13 protein-coding genes are annotated in these 18,199 nt (G+C 55.2%); 4 read left to right on the top strand and 9 right to left on the bottom strand.

Annotation, left to right across the window (positions count from 1 at the left end; all coding sequences use genetic code 11):
- Positions 1-79: 79 nt before the first annotated feature.
- The 3 genes from phoP to ABSH60_RS17130 all read left to right on the top strand — a co-directional run bounded on the left by phoP (position 80) and on the right by ABSH60_RS17130 (position 3,513).
- The gene (gene phoP / locus ABSH60_RS17140) at positions 80-754 is read left to right on the top strand and encodes a two-component system response regulator PhoP (protein ID WP_056778830.1); all 675 of its coding nucleotides are present in this window, start codon (positions 80-82) and stop codon (positions 752-754) included.
- Positions 755-801: 47 nt separating this feature from the next.
- Entirely contained in the window at positions 802-2,256 is a 1,455-nt protein-coding gene (gene phoQ, locus ABSH60_RS17135) for a two-component system sensor histidine kinase PhoQ (RefSeq protein WP_056778829.1), read from the top strand.
- A gap of 135 nt (positions 2,257-2,391) precedes the next feature.
- Positions 2,392-3,513: a JmjC domain-containing protein gene (locus tag ABSH60_RS17130; protein WP_390974957.1), complete on the top strand. Its 1,122-nt coding sequence runs from the start codon at positions 2,392-2,394 to the stop codon at positions 3,511-3,513.
- Between the two features lie 89 nt (positions 3,514-3,602).
- Here the strand turns inward: ABSH60_RS17130 and ABSH60_RS17125 are convergent, their stop codons facing one another.
- From ABSH60_RS17125 to lolC, 6 genes are all read right to left on the bottom strand, one after another.
- A complete protein-coding gene (locus tag ABSH60_RS17125; RefSeq protein WP_390974954.1) occupies positions 3,603-4,238 on the bottom strand; it encodes a hypothetical protein in 636 nt (211 codons plus the stop codon).
- Positions 4,239-4,432: 194 nt separating this feature from the next.
- A complete protein-coding gene (gene pepT / locus ABSH60_RS17120; protein WP_390974952.1) occupies positions 4,433-5,662 on the bottom strand; it encodes a peptidase T in 1,230 nt (409 codons plus the stop codon).
- Positions 5,663-5,804: 142 nt separating this feature from the next.
- Complete coding sequence (gene cobB, locus ABSH60_RS17115; protein WP_390974950.1) at positions 5,805-6,635, bottom strand: Sir2 family NAD+-dependent deacetylase; 831 nt, start codon at positions 6,633-6,635, stop codon at positions 5,805-5,807.
- A gap of 54 nt (positions 6,636-6,689) precedes the next feature.
- Positions 6,690-7,940, bottom strand: coding sequence for a lipoprotein-releasing ABC transporter permease subunit LolE (gene lolE / locus ABSH60_RS17110; RefSeq protein ID WP_056778814.1), 1,251 nt, complete (start codon positions 7,938-7,940; stop codon positions 6,690-6,692).
- Complete coding sequence (lolD, locus tag ABSH60_RS17105; protein WP_056778810.1) at positions 7,940-8,644, bottom strand: lipoprotein-releasing ABC transporter ATP-binding protein LolD; 705 nt, start codon at positions 8,642-8,644, stop codon at positions 7,940-7,942. The genes lolE and lolD overlap by 1 nt, the downstream gene beginning before the upstream one ends.
- Positions 8,637-9,839, bottom strand: a complete 1,203-nt coding sequence (gene lolC, locus ABSH60_RS17100) for a lipoprotein-releasing ABC transporter permease subunit LolC (RefSeq protein WP_136375116.1) — start codon at positions 9,837-9,839, stop codon at positions 8,637-8,639. The genes lolD and lolC overlap by 8 nt, the downstream gene beginning before the upstream one ends.
- 238 nt (positions 9,840-10,077) lie before the next feature.
- Here lolC and mfd point away from each other — a divergent pair, with 238 nt between their 5' ends.
- Positions 10,078-13,521 (top strand): transcription-repair coupling factor, encoded by a 3,444-nt coding sequence (gene mfd / locus ABSH60_RS17095; protein WP_056778806.1) that lies wholly within the window; start codon positions 10,078-10,080, stop codon positions 13,519-13,521.
- A 72-nt stretch (positions 13,522-13,593) separates the two neighbouring features.
- Here the strand turns inward: mfd and ABSH60_RS17090 are convergent, their stop codons facing one another.
- Genes ABSH60_RS17090 through ABSH60_RS17080 form a run of 3 tightly spaced genes read right to left on the bottom strand, consistent with a single transcriptional unit; the run spans position 13,594 to position 18,169 of the window.
- A complete protein-coding gene (locus ABSH60_RS17090; RefSeq protein WP_390974947.1) occupies positions 13,594-14,835 on the bottom strand; it encodes a c-type cytochrome in 1,242 nt (413 codons plus the stop codon).
- Complete coding sequence (locus tag ABSH60_RS17085; protein ID WP_122095731.1) at positions 14,835-15,383, bottom strand: (2Fe-2S)-binding protein; 549 nt, start codon at positions 15,381-15,383, stop codon at positions 14,835-14,837. The genes ABSH60_RS17090 and ABSH60_RS17085 overlap by 1 nt, the downstream gene beginning before the upstream one ends.
- Positions 15,380-18,169 carry a molybdopterin cofactor-binding domain-containing protein gene (locus tag ABSH60_RS17080; RefSeq protein WP_390974945.1) on the bottom strand — a complete coding sequence of 930 codons (2,790 nt, stop codon included), beginning with the start codon at positions 18,167-18,169 and terminating at the stop codon, positions 15,380-15,382. Before ABSH60_RS17080 ends, ABSH60_RS17085 begins: the two co-directional genes overlap by 4 nt.
- Positions 18,170-18,199: the final 30 nt, after the last annotated feature.

Below are 18,199 nucleotides of genomic sequence, written 5' to 3'. Positions count from 1 at the left end.
TTAAAATGTTTCTGAATCATTTACAATTACACTCAGAATGTTTCTGTCGCCTTACGCGCCACAAGGATAAGGAATTACCATGCGAATTTTAGTCATTGAAGATAACGCACTGTTGCGCCATCACCTTTCAGTTCAGATGAGAGAGATGGGGCATCAGGTTGATGCCGCTGAAGACGCCAAAGAAGCCGATTATTTTTTGCATGAACATGCACCGGATATCGCGATTGTCGATCTCGGTTTGCCGGGCGAAGACGGCCTGAGCCTGATCCGCCGCTGGCGCAGTCACCAGGCAAATTTGCCGATTCTGGTGCTGACCGCCCGCGAAAGCTGGCAGGATAAAGTCGCGGTGCTGGAAGCCGGTGCCGACGATTACGTCACCAAACCTTTCCATCTCGAAGAAGTGCTGGCACGCATGCAGGCGCTGATGCGCCGCAACAGCGGCCTGGCATCACAGGTCATTACCCTGCATCCGTTCCAGATTGATTTATCCCGCCGTGAACTGACCGTTAACGAAAATCCCATTAAACTGACCGCATTCGAATACACCATTATCGAAACGCTGATCCGCAACGCCGGAAAAGTGGTCAGCAAAGACTCACTGATGCTTCAGCTCTACCCGGACGCAGAACTGCGCGAAAGCCATACCGTGGATGTCCTGATGGGGCGCCTGCGCAAAAAACTGCAGGCAGAGCACCCGGAAGACGTGATCACCACGGTACGCGGCCAGGGTTATCGTTTCGACATCCGCGCATAACGACGTGGTTTACTACCGCCTGATGCCTCACTACGTAAGGACGCGTCATGAAAGGACGTACTAAAAAACCCTTCTCCCTGCGCGTGCGTTTTATGATGGCGACGGCCGCCGTTGTACTCGCGCTTTCACTGGCCTACGGGCTGGTGGCGGTGGTTGGCTACATGGTGAGTTTCGATAAAACGGCCTATCGCCTGCTGCGCGGTGAGAGCAATCTCTTCTTTAGCCTGGCGCAATGGCGCGAGGGCAAACTCTCCATCAATGTTCCGCCCGATCTGGACCTTAATACGCCCACGCTGGTGTTTATTTACGACGCCGACGGTAAATTGCTGTGGGCGGAACGCCGCATCCCGGAACTGGAAGCTCAGATCAATAAAGCCTGGATGAATAAACCGGGTTTTTATGAGCTGGATACCGACACGCAAATCAGCAGCGAAGTGTTAGGGAATAATCCGCAGGCGCAGGACAAGCTGAAAGATTACGACGACACCGATGCCAACGCCATGACGCACTCCATCGCGGTGAATACCTACAATGCCACCGCGCGCCTGCCGGCACTGAACATCGTGGTCGTCGATACGATCCCGCAAGAGTTACAGCGTTCCGATCTGGTCTGGGAATGGTTCAGTTATGTGCTGCTGGCCAATCTGTTGCTGGTGGTGCCGCTGCTGTGGCTGGCGGCGTACTGGAGCCTGCGGCCCATCAAAGAAGTGATCCATCAGGTCGCCGAACTGGAAACCCATGAGCGCGAATCGCTGGATGAAAATCCGCCGCGTGAGCTGCTCGGGCTGGTGCGCAATCTGAATATCCTGTTGCACGGCGAACGTGGGCGCTACGATCGCTATCGCACCACGCTGGCAGACCTGACTCACAGCCTGAAAACGCCGCTGGCGGTGTTGCAGTCCACCCTGCGCGCCCTGCGCAATGGCAAACAGATGACCATCGAAGAAGCTGAACCGGTGATGCTCGAGCAAATCAGCCGCATCTCGCAGCAGATTGGCTATTACCTGCACCGGGCCACCCTGCGATCGGAACAAAATTTACTGATCCGCGAAGTGCATTCGGTGCCTGCGATCCTCGACGGGTTGTGTTCGGCGCTGAACAAGGTGTATCAGCGTAAAGGGGTGGTGATCACCGTCGATATCTCGCCGGAAATCACCTTCGTCGGCGAAAAGAACGACTTCATGGAAGTGATGGGCAACGTCATTGATAACGCCTGTAAATACTGTCTGGAGTTTGTGGAAATCAGTGCGGTGCACACCGAAAACCAGCTGGTGATCCTGATTGAAGATGACGGCCCTGGCATTCCGGTCAGCAAACGTGAAGTGATTTTCCAGCGCGGGCAGCGCGCCGATACCCTGCGTCCGGGGCAAGGGCTGGGACTTTCTCTGGCGAACGACATCATCGAGCAATACGACGGCCAAATTATCATTGGCGACAGCCCGCTCGGCGGGGCCAGCATGCGGGTTTGCTTTGGTTTACAGCAAGGCATCGAACTCGAATAACAGACGACGGGTGCAATCTCCGGCAAATTTCGGTGCTTTATTCACCGGAGTACGAAATTTGCTGGCAATTGCCCAACGCAGCCGCAACACCTTCCGTTATAATCCTTTACAGACCCACCTTCTTTTGGAAAAAAAATGGATTACAAACTAGACCTGGACTGGAACGATTTCCTGCAACGTTACTGGCAAAAACGTCCTGTCGTGTTAAAGCGCGGTTTCAAAAATTTCGTCGATCCGATTTCTCCGGATGAACTGGCCGGTCTGGCAATGGAAAGTGAAATCGACAGCCGTCTGGTCAGCAATCAGGACGGTCGCTGGAACGTCAGCCACGGGCCATTTGAGAGCTATGATCATCTGGGCGAAAACGGCTGGTCGGTACTGGTTCAGGCCGTCGATCACTGGCATGAGCCCTCCTCGCATCTGATGACGCCTTTCCGTCATATTCCTGACTGGCGCATGGACGATTTGATGATTTCTTTCTCGGTGCCCGGCGGTGGCGTAGGCCCGCACCTTGATCAATATGACGTGTTTATCATTCAGGGCACCGGCCGCCGTCGCTGGCGCGTGGGCGAAAAAATCGCCATGAAACAACACTGTCCGCATCCGGATTTGCTTCAGGTTGAGCCGTTCGAGGCCATTATCGACGAAGAACTGGAACCTGGCGATATCGTCTACATTCCGCCGGGCTTCCCGCACGACGGCTATTCGCTGGAGAACTCCCTCAATTATTCAGTAGGATTCCGCGCGCCGAACACCCGCGAAATGATCAGCGGATTTGCCGATCATGTCCTTTCCCGTGAACTGGGAAGCCATCGTTATACCGATCCGGATCTGGTTGAGCGGGAACATCCGGCTGAAGTCCAGCCCGCCGAGCTGGATAAGCTGCGCGGTATGATGCTCGAACTGATCAATAACCCTGAGCATTTCAACAGCTGGCTTGGCGAATTCATCTCACAGTCACGTCATGAACTGGATCTGGCTCCGCCGGAACCACCGTATCAGGCGGGTGAAATCTATGAACTCATGGCGTCGGGCGAAACGCTTGAACGCGTCGGTGGTTTACGCGTACTGCGCGTAGGGGATGTGTGTTACGTGAATGGCGAGGCGATGACGTCTGAACAAACCGCCGCCGTTGACGCCATGGCACGCCACAAGACGGTGACCCGTGAAATGCTCGGTGATGCGCTTGACGATCCGTCGTTCCTCGCCCTGTTGTCTGCACTGGTGAACAGTGGCTACTGGTATTTCAACGACTGATATTGATAAAAAAATAAGGGCATTCTGATGCCCTTATTTTTTCCGTTATTAATTATTCCGTTCTTATTTATTTTTCTTGTATATAAAAACTAGCGCAAACGAAATACCGTTTTAAAGGGGTTTAAATTTCGGGTTTTCGCTGACATTCTTATTTTTACAGCCTTATTATTGTCTCGTAAGAGATTACAAATTACAGCAATACGTTTAGGCGTTGAGACGTAAAAGTCACCGTCCATTACCCCAAACACTTTATGCCTGAGAGGGGAATTAATTAAACCGGCTTTTAATATCCTCCCCACTATATTTGCACAATTTTTTGATAATGTTCTGAAGGATGGCGAGTCTTTGGAGTAACAAATGTCATGCCATGTCCGTTTCATCGCTACTTCATCCAGCGATCTGATACCATAAATGACATCCGGATCACAGGCTTCTCTTTCGCAGTCTATTTCATACCCCTCAGAGGGTCTGGCAGGGTATTTCCTGAAAAGAATTTTGTCGTCTTCGAACCGTGGCCACCAGCTGACATAAGTGCTTTCATGAGCAATCGGACCAATAAACATGGCTGCATGACCAATATTCCCGTCTCCGGGATACCAGATAAATACCCATGCGTTAATTCCCTGACTGAAATCGGCGAAAGCCGTTCTTTGCTTAACAAACTCTCTGATCCCTTCTACTGTCTGCAATCTGGCTACTGTTCGTGCTGTCGGTGCTGTTTCCACGCTATCTCTCCATGATTAATCTGCCAAAATTATGGCATTGATGGAGGCGTAAATATAATGTCATTAATGAATAGAGGTATTATTGATATTGATGGGGGTTATCAATGATATTCAGATAAACTGTAAGTAATCTCTGCGTGTCATTTAATAAACACCTCCGGGTTTAATAATAAATCCGGAGGTGTTTAATCAACTTATCTCGATTTCTCTGCTGTGAGCTCTGCAATACGCATAATCACTGATACCGCTTTTTCCATTCCTTCCAGCGTGACAAATTCATGTTTACCGTGGAAGTTATAGCCGCCGGTAAAAATATTCGGGCAAGGTAAACCCCGGAAAGAAAGTTGTGCGCCATCCGTGCCGCCGCGAATGGGCTTCATGATCGGTTCTATATCACAATCCTTCATTGCCTGTTGCGCCAGCGCAATAATGTGCGGATGCTGGGCCACTTTATCGCGCATATTGTAATAGTGATCGTCGAGTGTCACTTCAATATAGCAATCCCGGTGCAGGCCTTTGCCGACCAGATGCGCGATATCAATAATCTTTTGCTTACGGGCTTCGAATGTCACTTTGTCGAAGTCACGGATGATGTAATGCATTTCCGCGCGTTCAACGTTGCCCTTAATGGTGGTCAGGTGATAGAAACCTTCATAACCTTCAGTCTGTTCCGGGGTTTCATCGGCGGGTAATTCGCTGTGGAAGCGGGTGGCGAGAGAGAGTGCGTTCACCATCACGCCTTTCGCACTACCGGGATGAACATTATTACCGACGATTTTAATGGTCGCTGAGGCAGCATTGAAGTTCTCGAACTCCAGTTCCCCCACTCCGCCACCGTCAACGGTATAAGCCCATTCAGCACCAAAAGCGGGAATATCAAAGCTTTGTGCGCCTTTGCCGATTTCTTCATCCGGCGTAAAAGCAATGCGGATCGGCCCGTGCGGCACATTGCTGTTTTGCAGACGCACCATCGCGGTAACGATTTCCGCGATACCCGATTTATCATCAGAACCGAGCAACGTTTTGCCGTCTGTGGTGATGAGCGTCTGGCCCAGTAACTGATGCAGCACCGGGAACATTACCGGAGAAAGCACTTCATCACCGTTACCCAGCGCAATATCGCCACCACGGTAGTTTTCGACTACCTGCGGATTGACGTGTTTGGCGGTGAAATCGGGGGCGGTATCAAGGTGGGAAATAAAACCGATAACCGGCACTTTCCAGGCCACATTGCCCGGCACCGTAGCCATGACGCAACCTTTATCACTGAGCGTTACCTGTGAAAAGCCCAGCGCCATCAGTTCATTACGCAACGCCTGCGCCAGCTTAAGCTGTCCGTCAGTGCTCGGCGTATGTTTTACATTGGGCTTTGATTGGGTATCGAAAGAAACATAGTGAAGAAAACGGTCAAGCAACTTATCCATTTGGGTATCCTCTGGCGGCTGTATTTTATTATGCGCAGCATGAATACCGTGAATATTGCGTCAGGTCATTTTTCACCAAGTTTACGCAAAGAACTCTTAGGATCAGGCGCAATTTTTGGGATGTATCGTTAAAAAAGCCCGGCTATGACCAGGCTTCATCCTTCTTCGTCAGGAATTTATGCACGAATTCAGGCACCACTTCGCTCGCCAGCCCGTAGTGTTTCATATCAAATTCGCTTTCAACCTGACTGGGTTCGAGGTTGAGTTCCACCGCACAGGCGCCGCCGATGCGCGCTTCATGAACAAATCCCGCCGCAGGATAAACATGGCCGGAGGTGCCAATCGCCACGAAGAAATCCGCCTTTGCCAGCGCATCGTAGATGTTATCCATACCCAGCGGCATTTCGCCAAACCACACAATATGCGGGCGCAGCGGGGCCGGGAACTGGCAGCAATGACAGCGATCGTCAACGCCCAGATCACCCGGCCAGTCCAGAATTTGTCCTGACTGCGTGCAGCGCACTTTCAGCAATTCGCCATGCATGTGCAGCACGCGCGAACTGCCTGCGCGCTCATGCAGATTGTCGATGTTCTGCGTAACCAGCAGGAAATTGTCACCGAGCGCTTCTTCCAGCGTGGCCAGCGCGTAGTGTGCGGCATTAGGTTTGAGATCGTCCTGCTGCAACTGGCGGCGGCGTTCATTGTAAAAACGCTGCACCAGCTCAGGGTCGCGGCGATATCCTTCCGGCGTCGCCACATCTTCCACGCGATGTTCTTCCCATAAGCCATCGGCAGCACGGAAAGTCCGGATGCCGGACTCGGCGGAAATCCCCGCGCCGGTGAGCACCACCACGAACGGTTTCTTCAATGACGCGGCGGCCATTGAATCACGGTGGAAAATGTTCGACCGGAACCGCTGATGCCGGATACGTTTATTTTTGCGAAACCGACACAGACGATGACGTGTGCGCATGAAGTGCTCCTTACTCTCTGTGTCTGAACATAAAGGCTGCTTTTGACAATGTGATCACTGACCGCCACTGAGTACCCGGGCCGGATCGATACGGCTTGCACGGCGCGCAGGATACCAGCTGGCCAGCAAACTCAGCACCAGTGCGGTAAAGAGTACGCCCGCCACGTCAGTCCAGTGAACTTCCGATGGCAGGAAGTCGATGAAATAGATGTCGCCCGACAGGAACTGATGTCCGGTAAGCTTTTGCAGCGCGTTAATGATATTGGTCAGCTGGAACGCGGCGATCACGCCGATCACTACCCCGGCGATGCTGCCGACCAACCCGGCCAGTAAACCGTACCAGATGAAGACGGCGCGGATAAGCCCGTCTTTCGCGCCCAGTGTGCGCAAAATCGCAATATCACTGCTTTTATCTTTCACCGCCATCACCAGCGTCGAAACGATATTAAAACAGGCTACGCCAATCACCAGCACCATCGCCATATACATAATCGCGCGCACCATCTGGATATCGCGGTACATATAGCCGTAAGTGCCCACCCAACTGCTGATGTAAACATACGCCTGCGTCACTTCACCGGCGTCGTGCACCAGTTTTTGCGCGGCGAAAACATCGTTCACTTTGATATCGATACCGGTGACGCTGGTACCCATATCCTGATATTGCTGCGCATCCGCCAGTGGCACCATGCCAAGACTGTGATCAAGCTGGCCGCTGAGTTGCAAAATACCGGTGACCTGCAAACGGATCCGTTTTGGCTGCAACAGCTTCATTTCAGGATCGCTGTTTGGGATCATCACCGTCACCCAGTCGCCCTGCTTCACACCGACCGCATCGGCAACGCCTTTGCCAAGGATCAGCTGTTGCTCCCCGGCTTTAAAATTCTGCCATGCGTTGTTTTGCACAAACTTCGGCGCGGCGCTTACGCGGGGTTCACTCTGCGGATCCACGCCTTTAAGCTGAATCGCGCGCAGTTTTGCACCGTGTTCGATCAGACCGTTGAACTGGATATACGGCGCAGCGGCCACAATGCCCGGCACTTTTTCAACACGTTCCAGCACGCCCTGCCAGTCATTGAAAGGCTGATTCACCGGACGAATTTCACCGTGAGGCACCACCGCCAGCACGCGATCTTTCAGTTCGCGCTCGAAGCCGTTCATCGCACTCAGACCGACGATTAACACCGCTACACCCAGCGCGATACCTAAGGTCGAAATCACCGAAATCAGCGACACCATGCCGCTGCGACGGCGGCCACGGCTGAACCGCAGGCCGATCAGTAAGGAAAACGGAATGCCTGACATTACTTCGCTCCCAGCAACATCGAATCCTGCTGCAACCTGCCGTCGCGCATTTCGAGCTGACGCGTCAGGCGGTTCGCCAGTTCCAGAGCATGCGTGACCACCAGAAACGCGGTGCCCTGACGCACGTTCAGTTCGCCCAGCAATTCAAAGATACTGTCGGCATTACGCTGATCCAGGTTACCGGTCGGTTCGTCGGCCAGCACCAGTGAAGGATTATTGACCAGCGCACGGGCGATCGCCACACGCTGACGCTCGCCGCCGGAAAGCTCGGAAGGACGGTGATGGCTGCGGTGTTGCAGCCCGACGGCTTCAAGCATCGCCATCGCACGTTCCTGCACTTCGGCGGATTTCTTTTTACCGATCAAAAGCGGCATCGCGACGTTTTCCAGCGCGGTGAAATCAGGCAGCAAATGGTGGAACTGATAGATAAAGCCGAGCTCGCGGTTGCGCAGTTCTGATTTCGCAGAAGAAGACATTGAATTCAGCGACTGGCCTTTAAAAATGACTTCGCCGGAGGTCGGTGAGTCCAGCCCCCCCAGCAAATGCAACAACGTACTTTTACCGGAACCTGAGGTGCCGACGATCGCCATCATTTCGCCCGGCTGCATGGCGAACGTCACGTCACGCAACACGTCGGTGCGCAGTTTGCCTTCCTGATAAGTCTTACAGAGGTTGTCACACTGCAATAATAAAGAATTACTCATAACGTAAAGCCTCTGCGGGGTGGGTGGCAGCAGCGCGCCAGGAAGGATACAGCGTAGATAATAAAGCAATGATCATGGCAGACAGCGCGATAACCACGACCTGAACCGGTTCAATATCGACCGGCAGCGACGCGCCATCAAGCATCAGCCCGATAGCCGGCATAATTGTATTGAGCTGGGTCGCGAGCACCACGCCCAGTATGGCACCGAGCAGCGCGCCGATCACACCGGCACTGGCGCCCTGCACCATAAATACGGCCATGATCTGACGGCGGCTTAGCCCCTGCGTTTGCAGAATCGCCACTTCGCCTTGTTTTTCCATCACCAGTAAACCCAGCGAGGTAATGATGTTGAACGCAGCAACCGCCACGATCAGGCTAAGTAGCAGGCCCATCATATTTTTTTCCATGCGCACGGCCTGGAATAGCTCACCCCGACGCTCACGCCAGTCTTTCCAGCTGGTGCCTTCCGGCAGCTTCTGAACGCTCAGGCTGTCGACATCCAGCGGTTTATCAAGGAATAAACGCCAGCCGGTGACGTTGCCTTTCGGATACAGCATCAGACGTGAAGCATCCTGAATATTGACCAGCATCTGATAACCATCGACTTCGCTGTTCGCTGAGAAGGTGCCAATCACGGTAAACAAACGCTGACTTGGCACACGCCCGACCGGCGTGAACTGGCTGACGCTGGTCACCATCAGACGCAGCTTATCGCCACGCCGCACTTTAAGCTGTTGCGCGAGCTGATCGCCCAGAATGACGTTGTATTTACCGGGTTGCAGCTCCTGCTGGGCAACGCCAATCATATATTTCGCCAGCGGATCCTGCTGTGTCGGATCGACACCGAGCATGACACCCACGGCCACGCTGCCGGGGCTTTGCAGCACCACGTCACCGGTGGTCAGAGGCACAGCGCGGTTGACACTTTTCAGCGCCGTTATCTGTTGATGGGTAATTTTTTGAGGATCCAGCGATCCGGCCGGTGTGGTCACCAACGCCTGAGGCATCAGACCCAGAATATTTCCTTCCAGATCCTTCTCAAAACCGTTCATGACCGAGAGCACCGTGACCAGCGCCATCACCCCGAGGGTAATGCCAATGGTGGACAGCCAGGAGACAAACCGCCCAAAGCGGTCCGAACCACGCCCGCGCATGTAGCGCAGGCCTATGAATAACGCGACAGGTTGATACATGACTTCCGTTTTAAGTGCTTGGCCGCAAATAAGTGCATGGCGCAGACTAAAGTGATGAAGGATAATAAAGGCTAGCACCGCTTTATGGAACCATTAACCCAAAGTAATCGGTTTAATCCCGGGGCTCTTTTGTCCTTTTTTATTGCAGAGCCGGGTTGACCCCGATTGTATGCGCATCGCAAGATACGGTCTGCTAATTGGCCCCCTGCTGCCGCCAAACGAGAACGCAAAACAGCCTATGTCTCAAGATTATCGTTATTCATTGCCTGAACGCCCCGGTGACACCCGCCTTTTAGGGCAACTGACCGGCTCCGCCTGTGCCCTGGAATGCGCCCAAATCAGTGAACGCCACGCGGGCCCGATCATGCTGATTGCGCCGGACATGCAAAATGCCCTGCGTCTGCGCGATGAAATTCAACAGTTTACCGATCATAAAGTGCTGAGCATTTCGGACTGGGAAACCCTGCCCTACGACAGTTTCTCGCCACATCAGGAAATCATCTCTTCACGCCTTTCCAGCCTTTATCAGCTTCCAACCATGGAACGCGGCATCATTATTTTGCCGGTGAATACGTTGATGCAGCGCGTCTGCCCGCACGAGTTTTTGCACGGCCACGCGCTGGTGATGAAGAAAGGCCAGCAACTGTCACGCGATAAACTGCGTTCACAGCTGGAACAGGCCGGTTACCGCAGCGTCGATCAGGTGATGGAACACGGTGAGTTTGCCACCCGTGGCGCCCTGCTCGACCTCTATCCGATGGGCAGCGATGAGCCTTTCCGCATCGATTTCTTCGACGATGAAATCGACAGTCTGCGCACATTTGACGTCGATACACAGCGCACGCTGAGCGAAGTTGATCACATCAATTTGTTGCCCGCGCATGAATTCCCGACCGATAAAAATGCCATTGAACTGTTCCGCAGCCAGTGGCGCGAGAAGTTCGAAGTGCGCCGCGATGCCGAACACGTGTATCAGCAGGTCAGTAAAGGCACGTTCCCGGCCGGGATTGAATACTGGCAGCCGCTGTTTTTCAGCCAGCCGCTGACCACCTTATTCAGCTATCTTCCGAAAAATACGCTGGTGCTTAATACCGGCGATCTTGACGTTGCTGCCGAGCGTTTCTGGCAGGACGCCAACCAGCGTTACGAAAACCGCCGGGTGGATCCGATGCGTCCGCTGCTCGAGCCTGAAAATCTGTGGCTGCGCGTGGATACCCTGTTCGCTGAACTCAAAGCCTGGCCGCGCGTTCAGCTGCGTACCGATTCGCTGCCGAAAAAAGCCGCGAACACCAATCTCAGTTATGAAAAGCTGCCGGATTTATCTGTTCAGCCACAGAATAAAGCGCCGATGGATAACCTGCGCCGCTTTAATGAATCCTTTGCCGGCAGTCTGGTTTTCTCAGTGGAAAGTGAAGGCCGCCGGGAAACGCTGCAGGATTTACTGGCGCGCATCAAACTGATGCCGCAGCTCATCACCCGTATTGAAGAAGCTGAAACGGCCGGTCGTTACATTATGATTGGCGCCTGCGAACGCGGTTTTCTGGATGCCGATAAACAGCTGGCGCTGATTTGTGAGAGCGATCTGCTCGGCGAGCGCGTGGCGCGCCGTCGTCAGGACAGCCGCCGTACCATCAACACCGATACGCTTATCCGCAATCTCGCGGAACTGCGCCCTGGTCAGCCGGTGGTGCATGTCGAACACGGCGTGGGCCGTTATCTGGGGCTGACCACGCTCGAGGCCGGTGGCATCAAAGCCGAGTACCTGATCCTGACCTATGCGGGTGAAGATAAACTCTATGTGCCGGTATCGTCCCTGCATCTCATCAGCCGTTATGCGGGCGGTGCCGATGACAGCGCGCCGCTGCACAAACTCGGGGGCGAAGCCTGGTCAAAAGCGCGGCAAAAAGCCGCCGAGAAGGTGCGCGACGTGGCCGCCGAGTTGCTGGATATTTACGCCCAGCGAGAAGCCAAAACCGGTTTCGCCTTCAAACACGACAAAGAACAGTATCAGCTGTTCTGCCAGGCCTTCCCGTTTGAAACCACGCCGGATCAGGCACAGGCCATCAATGCCGTACTGACCGACATGACGCAGCCGCTGGCGATGGATCGTCTGGTCTGTGGCGACGTCGGTTTCGGCAAAACCGAAGTGGCGATGCGCGCGGCCTTCCTCGCCGTCGCCAACAACAAGCAGGTGGCGGTGCTGGTGCCGACTACGCTGCTGGCGCAGCAGCACTTTGACAACTTCCGCGACCGCTTTGCCAGCTGGCCGGTGCGCATCGAAATGATGTCCCGTTTCCGCAGCGCCAAAGAGCAACAGGCGGTGATCGAAGAAGCCGTGGAAGGCAAAGTGGATATTATTATCGGCACGCACAAACTGCTGCAAAGCGACCTGCGCTGGAAAGATCTCGGCCTGCTGATTGTCGATGAAGAGCACCGTTTCGGGGTACGCCACAAAGAGCGTATCAAAGCGATGCGTGCTGACGTTGATATTCTGACCCTGACCGCCACACCTATCCCGCGCACGCTGAATATGGCGATGAGCGGCATGCGTGATCTGTCGATTATCGCCACCCCGCCAGCGCGCCGTATGGCGGTGAAAACTTTCGTCCGCGAATACGACAGCCTGGTGATCCGCGAGGCTATCCTGCGTGAAATTCTGCGCGGCGGGCAGGTGTATTACTTATTTAATGATGTCGAAAATATCGAGAAAGCCACTGAGCGCCTGGCGGAACTGGTGCCGGAGGCGCGTATCGCCATTGGTCACGGTCAGATGCGGGAACGCGACCTCGAACGGGTGATGAATGATTTCCACCATCAGCGTTTCAACGTGCTGGTGTGCACCACGATCATCGAAACCGGCATCGACATCCCGACGGCGAACACCATCATTATTGAACGTGCCGATCACTTTGGTCTGGCGCAGCTTCACCAGCTGCGTGGCCGTGTCGGGCGTTCGCACCATCAGGCGTATGCTTACCTGCTGACGCCGCCGCCGAAAGCCATGTCTGTTGATGCGCACAAACGCCTCGAAGCGATCGCCTCACTGGAAGATCTCGGTGCAGGTTTTGCGCTGGCAACGCACGATCTGGAAATTCGTGGCGCAGGCGAATTGCTCGGCGAAGGCCAGAGCGGACAGATGACCAGCATCGGTTTCACACTGTACATGGAATTGCTGGAAAACGCCGTGGAAGCGCTGAAAGAAGGCCGCGAACCTTCGCTTGAGGATCTGACCACCAGTCAGACCGAGGTCGAGATGCGCATGCCTGCCCTGTTGCCGGAAGAATTCATTCCTGACGTCAATACGCGATTGTCCTTGTATAAACGTATCGCCAGTGCGCGCAATGAAAGTGAGCTGGATGAGCTGCGTGTCGAACTGATCGACCGTTTCGGCTCCCTGCCGGACGGCGCGCGCAATCTGATTCAAATCGCCATTCTGCGTTTAAAGGCGAAAGATCTGGGCATCAAACGCATTGAAGGCAATGAGCGCGGCGGCTTCATTGAGTTTGGCGATAAAAACCGTGTCGATCCGGGCCACCTGATTGGCCTGCTGCAAAAGCAGCCGCAGGTGTATCGTCTCGACGGCCCGACCAAACTGAAGTTTATGCTGGATCTGACCGACCGGCCAAAACGGCTGAAGTTTGTCAGCGAGATGCTCGGAGAATTCGCTGAGCATGTGATCTGAGGGTCTGGTGATTAAAAAAAAGCCCGGTGAACATATCATTCACCGGGCTTTTTTATGCCTTCAGGTTAACCGCTATGGCTTACGCAGGGCTTTCACCTGTTCCGGTGTGATATCACCCGGCAGGCCGCCGAAGGTCACACGCAGGTAATTCACCATTTCAGCGATTTGCGCGTCGTTCAGTCGGTCAGCAAAACCCGGCATGGACTGCATGCTTTCACCGTTGGGGAATTCCTGCGCCGGTAAACCGTCGAGCACCGAAACGATCAGGTTGCGAGCATCAGGCTGGCGCAATGTGGCGTTGTTTTGCATCGCCACCGCAACATGCGGTTTGCCCGCGCCGTCAGCCATATGGCAACCGGAACACTGGTCGAGATAAGTGATCCGGCCAGCGTCATTGCCGCCCTGCGCGATGCTCACCGGTACCGCTGCAGGCGGCTTGTCGCCCAGTAAATAGGTGACAATGGTGCGATGATCTTCTTCAGTCAGATGACGGGTGCTGAGATCAATAACCTTATGCATCTCATCAAACGCTGAGCCCTGGGGTGCAAAACCGGTGGCAAGAAAACGGCTCAGATCGGCCGGGTTCCAGCCACGCTGCGCCAGTGCATCCGGGGTGATCGCCGGTGCGGTGATGCGCCCGAGTGTCCCGCCCTTCAGGTTATTCTCCGTGTCCATCTGGCCGAGTTTGCCGCGCGGCGTATGGCATTCGCCACAGTGGCCGAGCACGTCAGTGAGATATTTCCCGCGCTGCCAGTCGGCAGACAGCCCCTGCGAGCTGGCTGGCATCGGATCAGACGTGCGGAACAACAGATTCCAGCCAATCATCGCCATGCGCTGATTGAACGGGAATGGCATTTCGTTTTCCGGCACCGGCAAATCCACCACCGGGCGCGTCATCAGAAACGCATACATATCGTCTGAATCCTGACGGGTCACGCCTTTGTACGAGGTGTAAGGCATCGCCGGATAGAGATGACGCCCGCCCGGCGCCACGCCTTTGGTCAGCGCCAGATAGAAATCCTCAGAGGTCCAGCGGCCGATACCGGCGTCAGCAGAAGGCGTCAGGTTGCTGCCGAAGATTTTGCCGAACGGCGTTTCCAGCGGATAACCGCCCGCCAGCGGTGCGCCGCCGGAGGCCGTGTGGCAGGCCGCGCAGTCAGACGCCTGCACCAGATAGCGGCCACGTTCTGTCTGCGCGGTGTCCGCCGTCACTTTCTGCACCGGTGCATCCAGCGTGCGGTTTTCCCGCCACCATAACACCGCAATAACGATGATAATCACCGCCAGCAGCGCGAGGAAAAGACGTTTTTTCATCACGCGTGCTCCCTGATCAGACCCGGCGTTTTCAGCACAACATCACGCACCGCTTCGTAGTAACGCACATAGCCGGTACAGCGGCAGATGTGGTTTTCCAGCGCACCGTTGATAGCACCTTCCAGCTCATGGAGCGCAATCGGATGTTTTTCCAGGCGTTCCAGCAGCAGCGTCGCGGCATTCACAAAACCGGGGGTGCAGTAGCCACACTGGAAACTGTAATGTTCCAGAAACGCCTGCTGAACCGGGGACAGCGTCACGTCGCCCTTATCATCGGTTTTGGCATGGCCTTCCACGGTACGGACTTTTTTGCCGTTGAAAAAATGCGCACCGGTAATGCAGGTACGCACCTCTTCGCTGGTGCCGCTGTCGTGATCGAGAATAGCCACGCAGGCATGGCAGATACCCTGACCGCAGCCGAGGCGGCAGCCGGTCAGCGCGACGTATTCGTGCAGGAAGTCGATCATCATCAGGCCTTCAGGCACGTCCAGCGGGCCGTAATGTTGATTGTTAATGGTCAGCTCTAAAGGCTTGGTTGGGATGCTCATTGTAAAACCTCACGAATATTTTCAGCACGAACGGGCAAATCACGGAAACGGTGGCCGGTGGCATGGGCGATGGCGTTCACCAGCGCGGCGACGACCGGGATCATCACCACTTCGGCCATGCCTTTCGGCGGATCGGTTTCCGACAGCGCAGGCAGGATGTCGCTGGTCTGTTTCCAGACCGCCACATCGCTGGCGCGCGGCAAATGGTAACGGTTGAAATTCCAGGTTCCGTTGCCCGGTCCGTCTTCGTACAGCGGTAAATACTCGTGCAATGCGTGGCCGATCCCCATCGCCAGCCCGCCCTGTAACTGGCCGGACACCAGCTCAGGCACGATCAGGTTGCCGCACTCCATAATGGAATGGTGGGTGAGTAATTCGACCTTACCGGTGGCAATGTCCACCGCGATTTCAGCCAGGGTGCCGACCGCGCTGTAATAGGTCACGGAGGCGTTGTTACGCTGCGTCGGCGGATAATACACCGCGTCACGCGCCAGCGTGCGGAACTCGCCCGCACCGTTTCGCACCGCCATGCCATCCACCGGAATGCGCTGGCGCACCGTGTTCAGTGTGAAATCGGCTTCCGCCCATTGCCAGCGGTTGAAAACGTGTACCGCCGCGCCGGTCATGCCGTTCATTTCGTAGACTTTTTTCGCCAGCGTTTCGAGGCTGAGAATTTGCATGCCGTTGGCGGTCAGGCCGCCTTCAACCCAGCGGGCATCTTCCTTGCGCACGATGTACGGCGCGGCCTGTCCGCCGCCGATGCCGGTTTGCCAGATAGCCATCGCCGCAGGCCATAAACCCTGGTCGAAAATCAGACGCGCGGCTTCGCGGGTGCTGTGGGAGAAATAATAGGCGGAGTTACTGGCGCTGGACGGCGAGCAGTAAGACGGCGACCAGCGCGGATTGGTTTGCAGTTTGTCCTGCTCTTCCTGCGACATAATGTACGGGTCGCCGCTGGTTTCCACCGGCAATACCGACCAGTCGGTCACTGAGAAATGCGCATGTTCAGCCGGTTTTCCCAGCCATTCGGCGCACAACACGGATTGCGACGTGGACATCCCCGTCCCCATTTCTGCGCCGCTGTGCCACAGGCTGATTTCGCCTTCTTCACTGAGTTCGACGCGAGCGAAAGAGGTTTCCGCGCCGGTGCCGAAGTCTTTCTGCACGCAACCAAAACCGACGCCATAACGTTTACCCGGATTCAGGCTTTCGTATTCGGCTTTGCGCTTCTGGCGCTGCGTCCATAACGGGTGAACGGCGGCTTTTTCCAGCACTTCATCCGCGCGAATTGCGCCCGCAGGAATGGCGCCCTGGGTGTTTTTCATGCCCGATTTCAGGACGTTGCGCAGACGGAACGCAATCGGATCCAGTTTCAGTTCGGCGGCCAGTTCATCCATCATCATTTCGGTGGCGGCCATGCTTTGCAGCGTGCCGTAGCCGCGCGCTGAACCGGCGTCCAGCGCGCGCGATGCCAGCCCGACGGCTGAGAGATCACTTTTCGGGAAGTAGTAAATCGACTGCGCAGCGGTCGCGCCCACCATCACCACCGACGGCGTAAAGTTGCTGCGCCCGCCGCCGTCTGCGGTCATTGCTGCGTGGAATGACTGCAACATGCCGGTTTCACGGTTAACCGCGATGTCGTAATTCATATCAAACGCGTGGCGTTTAAGGGAAGACTGGAACTGCTCGAAGCGGTCATTGGCCAGACGCACCGGCAAACCGTCGCCGTACATCGCCGCGACGGCACCGTAATACGGGAAGTTGTAGTGATCTTTCGAGCCATAGCCGACGGTATAACAGGGATGCATAATCAGCGTTTTCACCGTGCGGTGCGATTTCGCCATCATGCGTGGCATTTCATCGGCCACTTCCTGCGGCGACTGGGTTGGCACCACCATATGCAGCGTTTGCGTCGCCGCATCGTACCAGCCATTGGCGTTATCCGGCTCGAGGGCGGAAGTATCGACGGACTGCGTGGTGAATTTGCGCGACATCACCAGCCAGTCCTGTGGCGGAGAGTTGAGCTCATCGGCCATTTCCCCGGCGTAGAACATGCCCTGTTCATCCAACTTACCGCCCTCGCGCCCTTCCGGCCACACCGGCAGATGTTTGCGCATACTGACCGGGAAAACCGGCATGTCTTTCAGGCTGGAGAATTTATCGTCTTCAAAGGCGGTTTCGCCCCCTACGCGCACAAAGCGGAAGGTTCCCCAGGGATCCCTTTCCAGCGGGCCGGTCTTCTCACCGTAGCGCACCACGCTGTCTTTGAACTTGAGGGCGTTTTTGGCGAAGCGGAATTTCGCGAAATCCTGATACACCAGAATCGCCACCGCCTGCCCCAGATAAGCCGGGGTTTTGCCTTCCGGCAGCAGCATGTCTTCACCATAGAATGCCGGGAAGGCCAGCCCGTCACGCGCCAGCACGTCGGCGGTCACCAGCTGATCGGGCTGCAAATCATCGCCCAGCAGAGAGAGATCTAACCCGGCATAAATTTTGTCAGCCTGGGTCACGCGAAGGATAAAGGCATGCGCCTGTTTTTGCGGCCAGTGCGGCATGTCCTGCGCGCGGATATCGCGGGCAAACACCTTCTGCCCCATGACTTTCGCCTTTCCGTCAATGCGGAAACGAACGCGTTTGTTTTGTGCGTCCCATTGTGGCGATTGCAGAATTTTTTCTTCAAACAGCGCTGCGTATGCACGACTGTGCAGCGGCGCGAGATAAACGGAGACACCAGCGATCACAGCGCCTTTAACAAAGCGCCGCCTGGACGGGTTGAAATTGCTCATAAAGTTCCTTGCTTCTTATTGTCTTTCTTA

Source organism: Rahnella sp. R3(2024) (genome assembly GCF_042920125.1).
Taxonomy (GTDB): Bacteria; Pseudomonadota; Gammaproteobacteria; order Enterobacterales; family Enterobacteriaceae; genus Rahnella; species Rahnella rivi.
Note: the sequence above shows the minus strand (reverse complement) of the source record. Positions and strands in the feature narration are given on the sequence as shown.